This window comes from Marinobacter sp. Hex_13, assembly GCF_001566815.1.
Taxonomy (GTDB): domain Bacteria; phylum Pseudomonadota; class Gammaproteobacteria; order Pseudomonadales; family Oleiphilaceae; genus Marinobacter; species Marinobacter salarius.
Window position 1 is genome coordinate 20,067 of sequence record NZ_LSMM01000047.1, and the last position, 17,124, is coordinate 37,190.

The 17,124-nt window shown below is 50.5% G+C and carries 10 protein-coding genes; 8 read left to right on the top strand and 2 right to left on the bottom strand.

From position 1 onward, the window contains the following. Positions 1-3 precede the first annotated feature (3 nt). From AXW11_RS12250 to AXW11_RS12285, 8 genes are all read left to right on the top strand, one after another. Positions 4-1,518: an aldehyde dehydrogenase family protein gene (locus AXW11_RS12250; RefSeq protein ID WP_091643524.1), complete on the top strand. Its 1,515-nt coding sequence runs from the start codon at positions 4-6 to the stop codon at positions 1,516-1,518. A gap of 251 nt (positions 1,519-1,769) precedes the next feature. Further along, positions 1,770-2,546, top strand: a complete 777-nt coding sequence (locus AXW11_RS12255) for a LuxR C-terminal-related transcriptional regulator (protein WP_091643521.1) — start codon at positions 1,770-1,772, stop codon at positions 2,544-2,546. 541 nt (positions 2,547-3,087) lie between these two features. Further along, positions 3,088-3,651, top strand: coding sequence for a recombinase family protein (locus AXW11_RS12260; protein ID WP_091643518.1), 564 nt, complete (start codon positions 3,088-3,090; stop codon positions 3,649-3,651). 92 nt (positions 3,652-3,743) lie between these two features. Continuing rightward, positions 3,744-8,741: a DEAD/DEAH box helicase gene (locus AXW11_RS12265; protein ID WP_091643690.1), complete on the top strand. Its 4,998-nt coding sequence runs from the start codon at positions 3,744-3,746 to the stop codon at positions 8,739-8,741. A gap of 419 nt (positions 8,742-9,160) precedes the next feature. Beyond that, entirely contained in the window at positions 9,161-10,324 is a 1,164-nt protein-coding gene (locus tag AXW11_RS12270) for a hypothetical protein (RefSeq protein WP_091643515.1), read from the top strand. 1,218 nt (positions 10,325-11,542) lie between these two features. Then, positions 11,543-13,222, top strand: coding sequence for a DUF4942 domain-containing protein (locus AXW11_RS12275; RefSeq protein WP_091643507.1), 1,680 nt, complete (start codon positions 11,543-11,545; stop codon positions 13,220-13,222). Between the two features lie 159 nt (positions 13,223-13,381). Continuing rightward, the gene (locus tag AXW11_RS12280; protein WP_143071164.1) at positions 13,382-14,941 is read left to right on the top strand and encodes a pentapeptide repeat-containing protein; all 1,560 of its coding nucleotides are present in this window, start codon (positions 13,382-13,384) and stop codon (positions 14,939-14,941) included. A gap of 183 nt (positions 14,942-15,124) precedes the next feature. After that, positions 15,125-15,406, top strand: a complete 282-nt coding sequence (locus tag AXW11_RS12285) for a hypothetical protein (RefSeq protein WP_143071163.1) — start codon at positions 15,125-15,127, stop codon at positions 15,404-15,406. Between the two features lie 103 nt (positions 15,407-15,509). Here AXW11_RS12285 and AXW11_RS12290 read toward each other — a convergent pair whose 3' ends face one another. Both AXW11_RS12290 and AXW11_RS12295 read right to left on the bottom strand, forming a co-directional pair. Beyond that, positions 15,510-16,169 carry a hypothetical protein gene (locus AXW11_RS12290; protein WP_143071162.1) on the bottom strand — a complete coding sequence of 220 codons (660 nt, stop codon included), beginning with the start codon at positions 16,167-16,169 and terminating at the stop codon, positions 15,510-15,512. Continuing rightward, positions 16,145-16,627, bottom strand: a complete 483-nt coding sequence (locus tag AXW11_RS12295; RefSeq protein ID WP_143071161.1) for a hypothetical protein — start codon at positions 16,625-16,627, stop codon at positions 16,145-16,147. Before AXW11_RS12295 ends, AXW11_RS12290 begins: the two co-directional genes overlap by 25 nt. Positions 16,628-17,124 lie beyond the last annotated feature (497 nt).

The window sequence follows — 17,124 nt, forward strand, 5'->3', positions numbered from 1 at the left end:
CCAATGAATACGTTCACAAAACATCCACATGATTTAGAGAATAAAACCCGGGCGTTCCTGGCTCGTCAAAATCACCGTATGCTGATAGGCGGCCAATGGGTTGATGCTCTGGAAAACAAACGTATAGAGGTAGAAAACCCAGCTGAAGAAACGGTTATAGGAAGCATACCCCTTGCACATCCTGATGACGTTAACAAAGCCGTTAGCTGTGCAAAAAGTGCGTTCAATGGTGATGACTGGGGCCGAATGAGACCCTCCGCCCGTCAGAACATGCTTCTCAAACTTGCAGATCTGATTGAGCGAGATGCCAGAATCATTGCTGAGCTGGAAGCTATCGACAACGGCAAGTCTGCTGCTATTGCCGAAGCTGTTGACATAAGCCTGGGTCTGGAATTCTTTCGCTACATGGCCGGGTGGGCAACAAAAATTGAGGGCTCGACTCTTGATGTGTCCATGCCCTTTGCCCCGGCTGACTCTGACTTTACTGCATATACCCGACGCGAACCCGTCGGTGTTGTTGCCGCAATCATACCGTGGAACTTTCCTTTTCTGATGGCCTGCTGGAAGCTGGCTCCGGCACTTGCAGCGGGTTGCACGGTTGTGTTGAAGCCTGCGGAACAAACTTCCCTTTCTGCCCTCTATCTGTGCGAGCTGATCGGAGAGGCAAATTTTCCTGACGGGGTTGTCAATATCATTACTGGCGAGGGCCAGAGCACTGGGTCGGCACTGATAACTCATCCTGACATCAACAAGATTAGTTTTACGGGATCCACTGAGGTGGGTCAGATCATAGGCCGTGCTGCGATGGATAATATGGCGCGAGTTACCTTAGAGCTGGGGGGCAAGTCTCCAATGATTGTCCTGGCTGACTGTGATCCGGAGAAGGCTGCGCAAGGGGCAGCGGCAGCAATCTTTTTCAACCATGGACAAACCTGCAGTGCAGGCTCGCGACTTTACGTTCACCGAAGCATTTCTGACAAGGTCCTGGATCGGCTCGCCGAGTTAGCAGAGGCAATACCCCTGGGGCCTGGCCTGGATCCAGCTGCGCAAATGGGACCACTCGTGTCCAGGGTTCAGCTAGACCGGGTCTGTCGCTACATTGAGACGGGCCGCCAGGAAGGTGCCCGCCTGGTTACCGGTGGCGAACGTGCTGACCGCAAAGGTTATTACGTCAAGCCCACCATATTTGCGACCGAAGACGACTCTATGGTCATAGCCAAAGACGAGATCTTTGGTCCCGTTCTGGTGGTCATCCCGTTTGATGATATCGAGGATGTCGTAGACCGGGCCAATGATAGTCGCTATGGCCTGGCAGCGAGTATCTGGTCAAACAATCTTTCTCAAGTGCAACGCTTAATCCCGAAATTAAAGGCAGGCACTGTGTGGGTAAACGGGCACAACATGCTTGATGCAAACATCCCATTCGGGGGCTATAAACTCTCCGGGGTTGGACGTGATATGGGTAAACAGTCACTCGATTCATATCTTGAAACAAAGTCGGTTGTCATTGCCCTCTAGGACAAATGCTAAACCCCAGCTCTGAGAAGCAGGGGTTTAGCCTAGATAGGTCAACCATTCAATTTCCGAGAGTCGAATAACACCTTCCTCACAGGTGAGCCACAAAGCTTCACCGATATGGGGATGAAGAGAATGACGCAGGTCTGCTTTAAGGCTCCTTGCGCGATGCCGCTCGAAATAGTCAATCCATGCGGCGAGGAGTGCGGGCGGAGCACCGGTCAATGTATGTACAGTTTGGCGAGGAATAACAAATGCTAAAAGAAGCCAATAACTTCAGAAGCTTGGCAAAGAGCCAAGCTACGCTGCACTCGCTTCCAGTTCCTGACATTGGGCAGGACGAAGTTGAAATGGCGCGATTGCCCAAGGTCATGATTGCTGATCATCAGCCGCTTTTTCGCGACGCCATACGCGACATTATTTTAGTAAATCATCTTTGTGAACATGTCTTCGAGGTATCCAGCTTGAAAGATGCTATGGAAATCGTGAGTGAGCATGGCAGCCTTGGTCTCATCTTCTTCGATCTCGACATGCCGGAAATGCAGGGGCTTGGCGGTCTCGGTAGCTTAAATGAGATCGCACCTTCGCTACCCATCATAGTTATGTCGGTTAGAGTAAATAGGTATATCACGTCTCAGGCGATTGGCCGGGGGGCCATGGGAGTCGTAGCGAAAAATGCATCAAGAAATGAAATTGTCGACGCTATTCGACAGGTTTTGGATGGCAAGATTTGCATTTGTGCAGGCTCTGACGAATTCGAAAGTGGTAATGGTCTTGCTGCTGGCCGAGCCGGATCAGAAGCAGAGATAGATCGCAGCCAGTTTCAATCTTTAACAAAGCGCCAGTTGATAGTTTTAGAGAGAATAACACTTGGAGAGTCCAACAAACAGATTGCGTACAACTTACACCTGGCCGAAACGACCGTGAAGGCTCATGTTTCGGCTGTTTTACGTAAGCTAAATGTTCAGAACCGCGCGCAGGCGATCCTTGCAGCGAGTTGTCTCGACCTAGTTTCCCGAATGCGCAAATAGCCGGGTGTTTCGATTCAGAGCAGACCTAAAACGAGGCCGGAGTCGAAAACTGACTGAAAAATCAAATCAGCCGGTGGGTGCTGAGAGAATTCCAACTGGCAGTTTTCGGAACGAATGTCAGGAACATTCGGAGCTTATGTAAACATCCCTGTTTTAGTTGCACCGCGGATTAGGGTTCTCCGCACGGTTGTGTTTTGCCAAACATTCCAATGTCAGAGGGTCTTTCGGTGACTCGCGGGGGGGGAAGGCAACCAGGTCACGCGGCCGAAGAAAAGGTCCGCTTTATTGTTCAATTCGGTCGTTTCTGAATGTCCGCTTTTGTTTAAAAACCCGGCTTGGACGTCTGTCGTTTCGTGGTCACTGGCGTGTTTCAGTCTCCCCTGCATCCTTGTCGAAGGTCAAATCCTTTGCTGAGCTATGCTTTTGTCCGAAAACGGTCGTTTGTTGGACGCTCCCGCCACGTTTGAAAAGCGCCGTTTTTCGCCTTGTTTGATGGTCAACAATCACGTAAAACAATCTATGAGCAGAAAAGGTACCTTTTATGATCATAGGTTATGCGCGTGTTAGCACGAACGATCAAAACCCGGAACTCCAAGTCGATGCTTTAGAGAGAGCCGGTGCAGAACAGGTTTTCCGAGAAAAGTTTTCCGGGACGCTGAAAGAGCGACCTGAACTGTCGCAGTGTCTCCGTATGCTCCGACCGGGCGATGTCTTGGTCGTGTGGAAGCTGGATCGCCTTGCTCGATCATTGAAGGACCTGGTGGAGATTGTTCAGGATCTCCAGGATCGCGGCATCGGCTTTAAGTCCCTGACGGAATCCATCGACACTACCAGTTCAGGTGGCCGCTTGGTGTTTCATATCTTCGGAGCCCTGGCTGAGTTTGAGCGCGACCTGATTCGAGAGCGGACAATGGCTGGATTACAGGCTGCCCGGGCTCGGGGGCGAAAGGGGGGGAGGAAACCTGCCTTGTCAAAGACGGACACACAGAAAGCGGCTGCGATGTTATTGGACCCGAAAATCACCAAGACCGAGGTGGCGCAGCATTTTGGCGTTAGCCGGACAACGCTCAACGCCTCACTTCGGCGTAATGGGCACCCTATTTAGATTTCGTGCTAACTAACTGGTACTTATACCGCGAAACTTCCATAAGTAGTCGTCCTGGACTGCTGATGAAAACAATGGACCAAGGAATGATGATGACAGCCCTACAAAGAATACTGTCGCAGTTCAGAGAGATGACGCTGACCGAGCGTGACAAGGGAACCAGCTTCGAGAACCTGATGGTTCAATACTTCAAAACGGAGCCCTTTTACAAAGAGCAGTATTCTGAGGTGCTGTCCTACTCCGACTGGGTTGATCGATACGGCGCCGACCTGAGCATCAGTACGAAGAAAGATACCGGCATCGACCTGATTGCTATCACCACCGATGGCGAGTTCCATGCAATTCAGTGCAAGAACTATTCGCCAGACCACACGATCGGCAAAAGCGATATCGACAGCTTCTTTACCGCATCCGGCAAAACCTATTTTAGCCACCGGATCATTGTCACAACGACGGATAAATGGACAGGTAATGCCCAGGACTCCCTGGAGAATCAGCATCCACCTGTGTCCCGAATTGACCTCCATAACCTGGAAAACAGTGTTATCGACTGGTCGCAGTATCACGAGGATACAAAGCCAGTCCTAAAGGCTCAGAAACAACTCCGTGAACACCAAGTTGATGCTCTCAACGCTGCGGTGAATGGGCTGAAGAGCGCTGATCGTGGCAAGCTGATCATGGCCTGTGGCACAGGCAAGACATTCACTTCGCTGAAGATAGCCGAAGCAATGGCTGGCAAAGGTAAACGGGTACTGTTCCTTGTCCCCAGCCTCTCTCTTCTCGGCCAGACACTCACCGAGTGGACTCAGGAATCAGCGATCCCCCTGAAAAGCTTTGCGGTCTGCTCAGATAGCGATGTTGGGAAACGGCGCGGCAAAGATGATGACCGAGTGATTGCCGGCATCAGTGATCTGCAATATCCAGCCACTACCAACGCGGCCTCACTGCAGAAACACATGGCAGATCACCACAGCGACGATGCCATGACCGTTGTGTTCTCTACCTATCATTCCATTGGTGTTTTGAACGAGGCTCAGTCCACCGGGACCAACCCGATACCGGCTTTCGACCTGATTGTCTGCGACGAGGCGCACCGAACCACCGGAGCAACCTTTGATGGTGAGGAGGAGTCAGCCTTTGTCCGAGTTCACGATAACAGCTACATCCGGGGCAACAAACGCCTCTACATGACAGCAACTCCCCGCATCTACGGTGATGATGCCAAGAGCACTGAGAACGTCACGCTTTGCTCAATGGATGACAAATCGCTCTACGGAGAGGAACTGTATGTCATCACATTCTCCGAAGCCGTGGCCCGCAAGCTGCTTGTCGATTACAAGGTGATTGTCCTCGCTGTTGAGGAAACCCACGTCAACCGGCGCCTGCAGAGCCTACTGAAAGACGCCGACAATTCACTCAAAGTGGATGATGCCGCAAAGATCGTGGGTTGCTGGAAAGCCTTATCGAAACAGGGCTTGGTTGAAACCATGGGGCAAGAGCCAGACCCAATGAAACGGGCAGTAGCGTTTTGCCAGGTCATCGAAAAGGAATACAAGGGTAAAAACCACAAGGTAAGCTCAAAGCTGATCTCTGAGATGTTTGGTGCGGTGGTTTCGCAATATCAGGAAGCCGAGATAGCAGCGCTTCGCGACAAGGACCCCGACGCCACGCTTGATCAGGCGCTGACCATGACTTGCGAGGCTGAGCATGTCGACGGCGGCATGAACGCCAGCGAAAAAGAAGCCAAGCTGGAGTGGTTGAAGGCTACCACGGAAGACAATACTTGCCGCATTCTTTCGAACGTGCGCTGCCTGTCTGAAGGTGTTGATGTGCCCGCCCTGGATGCCGTGTTGTTCCTGACACCACGATCCTCTCAAGTAGATGTGGTGCAGTCCGTTGGCCGGGTGATGCGCCTGGCCCCGGAGAAAGACCTGGGGTATGTCATTCTGCCAGTCGTCATTCCCGCGGGCGTTGAGCCCGAAGAAGCCTTAAATAACAATGAAACCTACCGCGTGGTTTGGCAGGTTCTAAACGCCCTCCGGTCCCACGATGACCGCTTTGACGCCATGATCAACAAGCTGGAATTCAACGGCAGCATGCCCAGCAAGATGGAGGTCGTGGCGGTTGCAGACAGGGTGACACCGAAGGCCACCAAAAAATCAACCAAAGAGCGTAAAGCTGGCCGGGCCCGAGGTGGACGCTCAATCGGTTCCACCCATCCGAATCCGAATCAGCAGCAGGCAGAGCTGGTATTCGAGGTCGGCGATATTGAGCGTGCACTATACGCCAAAATCGTTAAGAAATGTGGTAACCGGCATCACTGGGAAGACTGGGCGAACGATATTGCTAAGATCGCCAATACCCACATTGACCGTATTCAGGCCATCCTAGAAGACAAAAGCCACACTGAAGAAATAGCCGCGTTTGAGGCGTTTGCTGCGGAGCTGCGCGATGACCTAAACAATAGCATCTCCGATGAAGAAATAATTGAAATGCTGGCCCAGCATCTAATCACCAAGCCAGTGTTTGACGCGCTGTTCGAGAAATACAGCTTCGCCAAAAACAATCCTATGTCCCAGGCGATGCAACAAGTTCTGGATAAGCTCCATGAGCATCATTTGGACAAAGAAAGAAGCACACTTGAGTCGTTTTATGAGTCTGTAAAAATGCGAGCTGAAGGCATCACCAGTGCGGAAGGCAAACAACGAATTGTTGTGGAGCTTTACGACAAATTTTTCCGCAATGCCTTCCCTAGAATGACTGACCGACTTGGTATTGTTTATACCCCAATCGAAGTGGTGGATTTCATCATCCATTCGGTTGAGGACGTGTTGAAAACTGAGTTCAATAGCAGTATGGCCGATGAGAACGTACATATATTAGACCCATTTACAGGTACAGGCACGTTCATTGTTCGTCTCCTCCAAAGCGGAATCATTCCCGACGATCGTTTGCCTCAAAAATACAAAAATGAAATTCATGCCAATGAGTTAGTTTTACTGGCCTATTACATTGCTGCAATTAACATCGAAGCGACATACCACGGCATCTTGACCGGTAACATCGCTGGCCAAGAAGCCGGTGACCTAATCTTTGAACCTGAGTACGTACCTTTCAATGGCATTTGTCTAACAGATACCTTCCAGATGGGTGAGAAGGCTGATTTGGTCGATGAGTTACTCGAAGTAAACAGCGCTCGGCGCAAGCGACAGCAAGAGCTGGATATTCGCGTGATAGTGGGGAACCCACCTTATTCTGTTGGGCAAGGCAATCAGAACGACAACAACCAGAATGTGGACTATCCGACGCTTGACGCTCGAATTGAGGAAACCTATGCAGCCAAATCAGACGCTAGCCTAAAAAATTCTCTATATGACAGCTATATCCGTGCCATTCGTTGGGCGTCAGATCGTATCGGCAATGCCGGCGTGATTGGCTATGTCTCAGGGTCGAGTTTCATAGAGAAGCCGGTAATGAGTGGTGTGCGAAAGTCTCTAGTAGAGGAGTTCACTAGTATCCATGTTCTGAATTTGCGCGGAGATATTCGTAAAAATATGCTCAGCAAAGGTCGCGCTCGCGAGGGCCAGAATATCTTCGGAAGTAATAGCATGACCGGAATTGCCATTACTTTGTTTGTGAAAAATCCTGACTCACCAATACACGGCAAGGTTTATTATCATGACATAGGAAATGATCTAACAAAGAATGAAAAGTTAGAATTGATTGAGCGCTTTGGGAGCATGTTTGGCATCTCAGAAAGCGGTGAGTGGCAGGCGATTAATCCAGATCAACACGGAGACTGGATTAGTCAGCGCGATGATAATTTTTCCAAATTTATTGCAATCGGCGATAAAAAAGGGGCCGATCAAAAACTATTTGAAAATTATTCAGGCGGCGTTATGACGGCCAGGGATGCTTGGTGCTTTAATTACTCTAGAGCAGCAGCTGCTAGCAACATGCAAAAAATGATTGCCTTCTACAACTCTGAGCTTCAGCGTTTTAACCATGTATACGCTGGTTTAGACAAAAAGATTCGAGAATCAGCTCTGAATAGCTTTATCAATACTAATCCTGAACTTATTAGTTGGACGGTCAACTTAAAAAATGATCTTTTAAGGGATCGGAAATTCGCTTTCAAACCACAATGTTTGGTGCCTAGCCTTTACCGTCCATTCACTAAGCAGTGGCTATATTTCGACCGCACGTTTAATGAAAGGGTCCTGCAACTACCGCGCATCTTTCCAAGCCCGTCAGCAGAAAATCTGGTGATTTGTGTTTCTGGTGTTGGAGCAAGAAGTGGCTTCTCTGCTCTTATGACCTCAGTAATTCCAACATACGACACACTAGAAAAGAGTCAATGCTTCCCACTCTATCTCTTCGATGAAAACCAGCAAGAGAACTGCGACGACATGTTTGCTGCAAAATCCGGTAATGCGCCCCTGCGCCGTGATGCCATCACTGATCAAGGTTTATCGCAATTTCAGCAAGCATATCCTGGCGAGCAAGTCAGAAAAGAGGATTTGTTTTACTATGTTTACGGGATTTTGCACTCCGCGGACTATCGAGAGCGTTTTGTTGATAACCTCAGCAAGGAACTCCCACGGATTCCTGTCCTAAAAAATGCTAGTGACTTCTGGGCTTTCTGCCAAGCCGGGCGTGACCTTGCGGAATTGCATCTAAACTACGAAACGGTAGAACCGTATCCGCTCAGGATCGAAACTAACGGTAAACTAAATGATGCCGATTACCGTGTTGAGAAGATGAAGTTTAAAAAATCAAAAGATCCAGTTACAGGAAAGAACGTCAACGATCTTAGCGCCGTAATCTATAACAGTCGGATCACTTTGGCTGAGATTCCCTTGAGTGCTTGGGACTACGTAGTTGGTGGTAAAGCCGCATTGGACTGGGTAATGGAGCGCCAACGAGTAAAAACTGATAAGCCTAGCGGTATCGTCCAAGATGCCAACGGCTGGGCGATCGAAACGATGGACAATCCAAGATACCCGCTAGAGCTCTTCCAACGAGTTGTTACAGTTAGCCTAAAAACTCAGGAAATTATTAAGAGCTTACCTAAGCTAGATATTCTGTAAGGCGGCCCAAGCGAAGCCAAGGATGGCAATGTGCTCGCACTACACTGCGCATAATCTGGCGTTATGGTGAACAGACTATAGAAGGGACGGGGCCAGGCCTCTCCCTGGCGCGTCACACCACTGGGCAGGTGTCGCGTTTGCCTGGCATCCATGCCGGCGCTGAGCCCCGATCCTTATGATCAAATGACTCGTTGTCAGAATCTACTAGATCGACGTCCGTCGGAAGCCGAGATCGCCTATACGATCAAAAAGTGGCCGAACAGGCCAACTTATGGTTCCACGAACAGCTTCCTTGCTGTTACTGGGCAAAGTTATTCGCCATTTTCGTGGATAAATCGGTGGAAATGGGACCTAAAGAGCTGTTTTTATTGCTGATAAAACGGCAGTCAAAAATTGATCAAGTCTAAGGATGGAATTGAATGAAGAACTTCAAACCTATCATTATTGCCCTTGTGGCTTTGGCAGTCTTCGGATGTACTAGTGAATCTGAGCCAGATCAGGTTTCTCAGGCTGCGTCTGACCGAGCCCCCGACGAAAAGAAAACCCAGGCAACCATGCGCACTGAGGATCCCGTATCTGGGAAAATTCGGGATGTTCAATTCTCCGTGGAACAGGCCATTCTGAAATCAGGTACGTTGGAGTTGCGGCAGGGCTCAGACTTTTTTGCTGATCTTTCTGCAGAAATCGTATTGTTTGACGATAATCCGGCGGGCAACGGGTTCAAAGTCCCATCGGACGGGCCAGGCCTAGTGCCGCACCTGCGCTTGAAGCAAAAGCTTGAAGATCAAGGCGTGCCTGACACCCAATCGCTTATGGGAAACTATCAGCTGGACCTCGTGTTCGGAGATTCTCAGCCACTCGGAGTACCCTTCTCCATCGTGTTGACCGCTGAACAACATGGGACAGAGCTGCGAGGAAGTGGTTTCGCCACATATGGCGATATCAAGGTCATCCAGGGGAAGTTAGATACTACCTACCAAAGTCTAGACACGTTGAAGCTGCTGGCAAAACGATACACCCGCCGGAATTATGAACGTCTCACAGTATTGAATGACTTCGGTACGACACTCTATACCAACGGTTCCGCTAACCCGGCGACCGCATTTGTTGGTTTAGAGGCCCTGGACGGTAATGACGAGCGAAGGTTGGTCAAGCTTCAGTTAATCATGGGCCAGAATGGCTGGGAAGTGGCGAACGAGCTGGAAATCGACCAGATCCATGAGGCTCATCCTGTGTTGTCGGAGCTGAAAGGCAACCTCAGGACGGTTGAGGGTGCAAAGGTGCGGGGTGTTGCTGGGGATAGATTCGAGAAAGAGCTACAGGCGAAGGCTTTGGTGGGCAGAATTCGGGGTACTTCAGTAAATTGTTACTTATCTGAGGCTGCGAATAAAGCCAGTTGCAGGGCTGCCGGGAGCCTGGTGAACGAGGGTGGATATGACTGTTTCAGGAGCTTTTATCTAATGACGAACGACGGTCCCGGGTGGCGTTACGAAACCGACTTGGAAGAGACGCAGAGGGTGGATTACAAGACGGGACAAGTCGTGGAAGGTCGACCCCCTTCTCAGTATTCTTGCTCCGCCTGATCCAGTTCCCGCATCCCAGGACAGCGAGTTAAGTTATAGTAAGTACTTACTACGATTCTTGGCTCCCCGTTTCGTCCAGCTTTTTCATCTCGAAAGCCCTCCTGATAAACTGTATATTTATACAGTTTATCAGCGAGTGACATTGTGGAATTCCGCCGACGACATAACACCTATTTTGCCACCCTCAATGCTTACGCCTCTCACCAGCCAATTGGTGTGGTCACAGCCCACGAGATTGAAGTGAGATCATGGCTCGGCATTGCCGATCGGGATGTCATCCGCAGACTCCCATCGTTTTCAGCTGTGCTCCTGGATATAACATCGTGGCGGCGGATGATTCTGGAGCCTTATCAAAGGCTGGGACCAGGAATATATATGGTGGGTGCGGCGATCGATACAGGCGTGATCGGCGTAATGGACAAGGGGCGGCCAATGGTTCGGATGGTTCGGAACAAAAATGACCGGCTGGACAGATCAGGGTAGCCGCCCTGCCCTGCCCCTCCGAAAAAAGGAGGTTGGTGCCGGGTGCCCCCGGCCAGGCTCACCACTGAGCAGGTGACGCACCCGAGAGACCATACTGCGGTGAACGGGCATCCTTGCCTCATCTCGAACCAACGAGATAGCCAGAGTGTACCTGGAGTCGAGTCTATGGCCAGTAGCAGGTTTTGATCATGCCAAACGGTTCATGTTTCCGGGCGGAAACGGATCCCCCGAAAACTAGAAAGGGTTCGGGTTGCTTCTTTTTCTCTGCAAGAGCGATTGTTTGTTTTCTTGAAAAAACCGATTGATCGCCTGCTGGACATATTGGATCTGGGAGCTCAATCGATGATCAAGCGCCGAATACCGGTCATCGATCTGCACTTTTGGGTTATCGTCCGTAAACCAGAGCTTAGTTCGACAGGGCCCTACCCCTGCCGGCGTGCTATAGAGGTTTATGTAGTAGCGAGGTTCTGAATTTAAAGAAGCAGACCATGCGTTGATCTTCACCCTGTAAGGCCTACAACTCCGCTCAATCTGCCCCATCTCTTCCCTGGAAATCATATCGCCGCTCTCTATGCGCTCACCCTTCTGACTCAGGATAGCAGCAGACGTTATGGGCGATACTAAAGATATACGCAGAGATTGACAAAATGCGGTAGAAATGTGAGTATTTGAGGGTGCCAGTAGTTAGCTGGCAGCGCGTTCGCCGGCGTCGAGGCGAGTTAGGAGAATCCCATCATGAGTACACTTGCGCTTGTTTCCGCACTGAAAGACCATTCCGAAGATTTCGAGTTTTATCCCACTACCGATGAGATGTTGAGTGCTGTCCGAAAGGACATACAGGCAATTCTTTCGGATCCGTTCAGCGACAAATACCCTATCTTTTCGGCGCTTGATGTCGGTGCTGGGGACGGGCGCGCCCTAATGCGTCTGACTGACGGCGATCGATATGCCATTGAAAAGAGTCTGATGTTGGTTGAGCGCCAGGACCGAAGCATTGTCACTGTTGGAACTGACCTATTCGCCCAGGTGCTTTTAGATCTGCGATGCGATGTGATCTTTTCGAACCCGCCCTACTCTCACTTTGGAGCCTGGTCAGAAAAGATCGTTCGCGAAGCTAACGCAAAGCTTATCTACCTGATCATTCCGGTACGTTGGCAGAACGATAAATCTCTGCAGTCTGCCATTGAAAGTCGAAAGGCCGAAACCGAAGTTTTGGCTCAGTTTTCTTTTGATACCCCCGATGCCGACCGCCGCGCGCGCACTGTCGTTGATGTGGTCCGAATCCGCTTAGATAAACACAGCCACAATCGTGGCCGGAGCTATCGGTCTAACGAATTGCGGGTGGATCCGTTTGATCTTTGGTTTGAGCAACACTTTGCTCCTCAATCTACGGTCGCGGATTGTTCCAATCTTGATCCAAAGGCAACCATTGAGGCCAGAGCCAAGAAGCGTATTAGTACCGGCCGGGAGTTAATAACTAGTCGCGGTCTGGTGCAGGCGTTGTCTGATTTTTACCAAAACGATCTATCGGATTTGGTCGGGGATTATGAGCGGATCTGCGGCCTCGATCCGGTGTTGCTTGGGGAGCTCGGGGTAAGCACCGAAGCCTTGGCCAAAGGGCTGAAGCTCAAGATTGAGGGCCTGAAGCACGTTTATTGGCGTGAGCTGTTCGAGAATTTCCGGCCGGTTACCTCCCGGCTGGCTACGAAGACAAGGCAAAGGGTTATGGACAAATTACAGGCCTCGATGAGCATCGATTTCACGCCGGATAATGTGCATGCGCTCTGTGCCTGGCTCATTAAGAACTGCAATCAATACTTTGATGACCAGCTGATTGAGCTCGTGGAGAGAATGACCAAGAAAGCCAACGTCATAAATTACAAATCCAACGTCAAGACGTTTGCCGAGGAAGGCTGGCGTTACGGGCGCACGCCCGAGATCGAAAGGTACAAACTCGATCATCGGATTATCCTGGAGTGTTGGAAAGCGCTGGATTATGGGTATTTTGGAGATCAGTCCCCTACCCTCGATTCTACCGTGGCAGACCTTTTGAACGATCTAATGACCGTTGCTAATAATCTGGGATTTGAGACCAGGCATGAGGCGCCAGCGGCCCGGCGGGCATGGGAGGCTGGCCAGAAAGTGCTTTTTCATTTTACCGACCGAAAGACCGGGCAAAGAGCTGTCGCTTTCGAGGCAAAGGCTCACAAGAAGGGAACGCTACATCTGAAGGTAAATCAGCGTTTGATGTGCCGGTTGAACGTGGAATTCGGGCGCTTGAAAGGATGGGTGCGCAATGCTCATGAAGCGGCAGAGGAAATGGACATACCAGTAGCCCAGGCGCAGGGAGCGTTCAATACAAACCTTCGATTGGGCCAGGAATCACTGTTGCCCCGGCCCGATCACGGGAGCTAAGAAGTTTCCGCCCGGAAACAAATGCAGCTTCGGTGTCCGGAGAGGAATTCGGACCATCAGCTGTTATGCTCTCATGGATCAATAATTTCGCCCGTTTCGACGGGCCTTTCTCTTGTTTCCGGGCGGAAACTCGAAACGGCTGTGGAGTTGCGTGCACAGATGGAACAGCAAAACATGAGAAGGATCAGTGGCCCAGAGCTTCAGCGTTTACTCGAACGAGCGATCAACGAATCGAAGGCAGATTCGGTTCAGCAAACCATTAATGGGTACGGTGGGAACGCAGAATTCTGTTTTGCGGGAATTGATTGGGAAAAATTGCGGGATCTGTCGGATCACCGAACCCTTCACTTGCCAATGCTGAAATGGGGCAGAAATTCGCTCGATTTTACTGACTGTGATTTCGGTGATGGCGACATCTCGCTTTCCGGCAAGTTTGATGGCAGCGTTCGTTTTGACAAGGTTCGGTTTGGGCAGGGCAATATATCCTTTGCAAATTCGGTGTTCAGAAAGCTCCATTTTGACGGTTGGTTCAGTGGTCAGGGCGACGTCATTTTCAGCGGGTCTACGTTTCATGGCACCGTTCGCTTTTCGGTGTCAGACCTTGGGCATAAGAATCTGAATTTCGGCGCTACCACCGGCGAGGAATTGCCAACCTACGGTCCTGTTCGGTTTTACGGCGACCACCTGTTGTTGAGTATCGAGCACTCTCTGGGATCGACGATTAGCTTTTACCAATCCCAAATTCATTCTGAGCACGTCTATCTCGATCTGGCCGGGGCTCAGGCCTTGGAGAGAATCAGCTTTGGGATGACAAAGTGGCATTCAACTTCCGTCTACATTCGAGGACTTCAGCTAAGCCACGGTGAAGAGCCGACATTGAATGTTGCAAAGGCCTCCTTCGAACCAGTGAGTATGTTGACGTTTGACGGTGTGGGATTGACCCATGGAAGATTCATATTCGACTATGTCAGATTTCCTGTCGATGGTCTGACGCGTTTTGCCTTCTCAGACGTTGGAGGAGGAAACATAACGTTCTTTCAGGCGCATTTTGCGAACAGTGTGGAATTCGTCCATGACGAGAAGCGTCAATTTGGCGCAGAACTGTCGCTCAGAGGAGCAACGGTCGACGGCCCTTTGCGAATTGATGGGATTGGGTTTGGGCCAGTGCCTAACCTGATAGCAACGGAGTTCAAGAAGCATCTGGATCTTTCAAGAGTCGATTTTGGCGTCGATATGTCGTGGACGGCCAGGCGATCAGAAAAGGATAGAGGCGCCAAGCTGCAGCGTCTTAAGGAGCTGGCCGAAGGAAACCGGGATCATGGATTGGCACTTAGGTGTCACGCTGAGGAAATGAAGTTTAACCGGTTTCGTAAAGGGCTGGCATCATGGCCTGCTGGTATCTTGGATGTGATGTACGAGGCCGCTTCTGATTATGGGCAGTCGATATTCCGGCCTTGCTTTTGGTTGTTGTTTACCTGGATAGCGTTCGGGCTGTGTTACCGCGAGACTGTGGATGTCTTAGATCACCCATTTCTATTCTCGTTTTCTTGGTTGCTTCCTTTCTTGCCTGCAACGGGCGTACTGAGGGAGACCGGCTTTCAAAGTGTGTTTTCAGAGGCGGACGCGTCCCTTTATGTGCTTGCCGGGGTCCAGGGATTTATCTCGTTTTCTCTTTTGTTTCTCATCGGCTTGGGATTCCGTAACAGGTTCAGGATCTGATAGATGTGAGTTTCCGGCCGGAAACTCAGCGGCGTTACGTTGTAGAAGGCCTTCCCTCCAGGTCCTACTTTCTCGCAGGTTTATATAATAACATATAGTGATGTTAGGCGACCTTTGAGCGGAGAAAAGCATGACTAATCGAGAAGCCCATTGCCAGGGCTATGGTTTTCGAGGTGGTCAATCGTGAAAGTGGAATGCGCCGAATCTTGCGGCGCGGTAATCGCCCAGGTCGCCTATGAAATAGGCGGCACCGCTGCTACCAGTTACTTGCCACCCAATTACTCGGGACGTTGTGCCGTCCTCTCTCAATCGTCGTTTGAAACGATTGCAATTCTCCCAAACGGACTGGAGGCCTTTCGAGTGGCGGCATATGCGATTACACCGGATGGGGGCTTTGGCTCGGTGGAGATTCAGCCTTCGCTTGAGTGTGAGACCCATAAATCCTTTATGGACTGGTTTGGCTGAGAACATTTCCGGGGGTGAACTGTGGTTCGGCTGTGTTTCCGGGCGGAAACAAATGAGGAACGTGAGCTGCTTTCCTTGAATGGCCTCGACTAGAAGGCAGAGGCTACTGGCATACCGATTCCCTCAAGCAAGTGAGTTCGTAGGCCTCTTCAAGTTCAGTGTTTTTGTCAGGGCTGCGGGTTGGGCAGTTTGGAAGAACATCCGGATCACTAATGCGAACTTCTTGCTTCGCAACGAAGTCTTTTCCATCTATGTCAGGATTTACGATTTCTATTTTCACTGATACCAAAGGATTGAAGCTGTATGATTTGACGGCCGTTGTTTTGCTCATGCTTGTTGGCGTCATAGTTGAAGCCGAGAATGCGGCACTCGGTTCAGAACGCGATTTAGAGACTTCAGGAATCGGGTTACGGCAGAGCTTGATGTCAAAATGGCCAGTTGAATAGGGCGCGATGTGAAAAGGGCCGTTGGAGGCATGTGCGTTAATTTTAAGCATGTTTCCAGGTTCGACCCAGATTTCACCGAATGGCAAGCGCGCGCCCGTTGTGGTTGTTCCGGTCGAAAAGGTGATGCCGCCTGCATCGAAGGATTCGCCCGTTGGGTGAGAGCCAGTTACGTCTATATCAACCCAACGAATATCCATTTGGTATGGATTTCGATTGGTGATTTCTGCAACGAGAAGGGCGGTTGAATCGGTAACCCTTTTCCGAAAGGTCACTTTTGGCTCAACCCAACCGCTCATTTCTTTGGGTTTGCGATCCAAGCCTTTCGGGCTTCGATGGTACTCAGCAAGGATTTTACAAACTCTTCTCGTTGTTCTTCGCTTAGTTCAACGTTATCCAGGACATCGCGAGTAACGCAAATCGAGTCTTGGTATGCGCTTCTCACTTCGGCTTCATCTGCACTTATCAGGGATTTGTAGGTAGCAGATCCTGTGATGCTGTTATCGGTACTCGAACCGGCCTTACCTCCGATTTCAACACTGCCGTCGATCGTCTCAATTGTCTTGGTACGAGCTTTTAAGGCAGCAGTAACTTCGGCATTCTTCTTCAGAATCTCATTGAAGGTTAGCTTCACTGTTTGGTCCCGATACCTCGCGAAGGGAACACCTGGACATTCGCTGTGAAAAGCGATTTCGCCTTTTGGTAGCTCTGGTTCTCGTGGTTGCGAGGAACAGGCAGAAAGCATCAGGGCTGGAAGGAGGCAAAGTAGATATTTCATAACCAAGTTCCCTTTGTTGTTCATTACAAAAAGGTCGGTAACCAACAAACTTCTACCTTGAAGATAATTTAATCCTATATGGTTTCGTAGAGTTGGCAAGCTGGCAGAAAGTCGGCGTAAGTTTCCGGGCGGAAACTATCTAATCCATAACTGAGGCGGAGAGGGCGCGCCCTACAGGCCGGGCTTCTCCGGGTTCGCTATTCGCTCATCCCGCGTTGCGGGACTGACGCCCTCCGTATCCCTCGCGCTTCCGACCTCCGGCCGGTAAAGGATCCCCGCTGATCGCGGGGCCCCCGAAGTCGGATCAACAGACGCTTCGCGACTGTTAAGACGATCCTCCAGGAGCGAGTGGCTGTGCCACACGCCCTAAAAGCAGGGTGAAGTGCTTCCCGTAGATCGATCCCGACCCCCCATCAACCTTTATGCACCCTCAGACACCAGGACGACCCTCACAAGGTCTACTCGCTGCGCTGCGTTCCACCTTGCAAGGCTCGCCC

What these genes read in the sequence shown, in the direction of transcription:
- AXW11_RS12250 (WP_091643524.1), top strand. Translation starts at nt 4, where the DNA reads ATGAATACGTTCACAAAACATCCACATGATTTAGAGAATAAAACCCGG.
- AXW11_RS12255 (WP_091643521.1), top strand. Translation starts at nt 1,770, where the DNA reads ATGCTAAAAGAAGCCAATAACTTCAGAAGCTTGGCAAAGAGCCAAGCT.
- AXW11_RS12260 (WP_091643518.1), top strand. Translation starts at nt 3,088, where the DNA reads ATGATCATAGGTTATGCGCGTGTTAGCACGAACGATCAAAACCCGGAA.
- AXW11_RS12265 (WP_091643690.1), top strand. Translation starts at nt 3,744, where the DNA reads ATGACAGCCCTACAAAGAATACTGTCGCAGTTCAGAGAGATGACGCTG.
- AXW11_RS12270 (WP_091643515.1), top strand. Translation starts at nt 9,161, where the DNA reads ATGAAGAACTTCAAACCTATCATTATTGCCCTTGTGGCTTTGGCAGTC.
- AXW11_RS12275 (WP_091643507.1), top strand. Translation starts at nt 11,543, where the DNA reads ATGAGTACACTTGCGCTTGTTTCCGCACTGAAAGACCATTCCGAAGAT.
- AXW11_RS12280 (WP_143071164.1), top strand. Translation starts at nt 13,382, where the DNA reads ATGGAACAGCAAAACATGAGAAGGATCAGTGGCCCAGAGCTTCAGCGT.
- AXW11_RS12295 (WP_143071161.1), bottom strand. Translation starts at nt 16,627, where the DNA reads ATGAAATATCTACTTTGCCTCCTTCCAGCCCTGATGCTTTCTGCCTGT.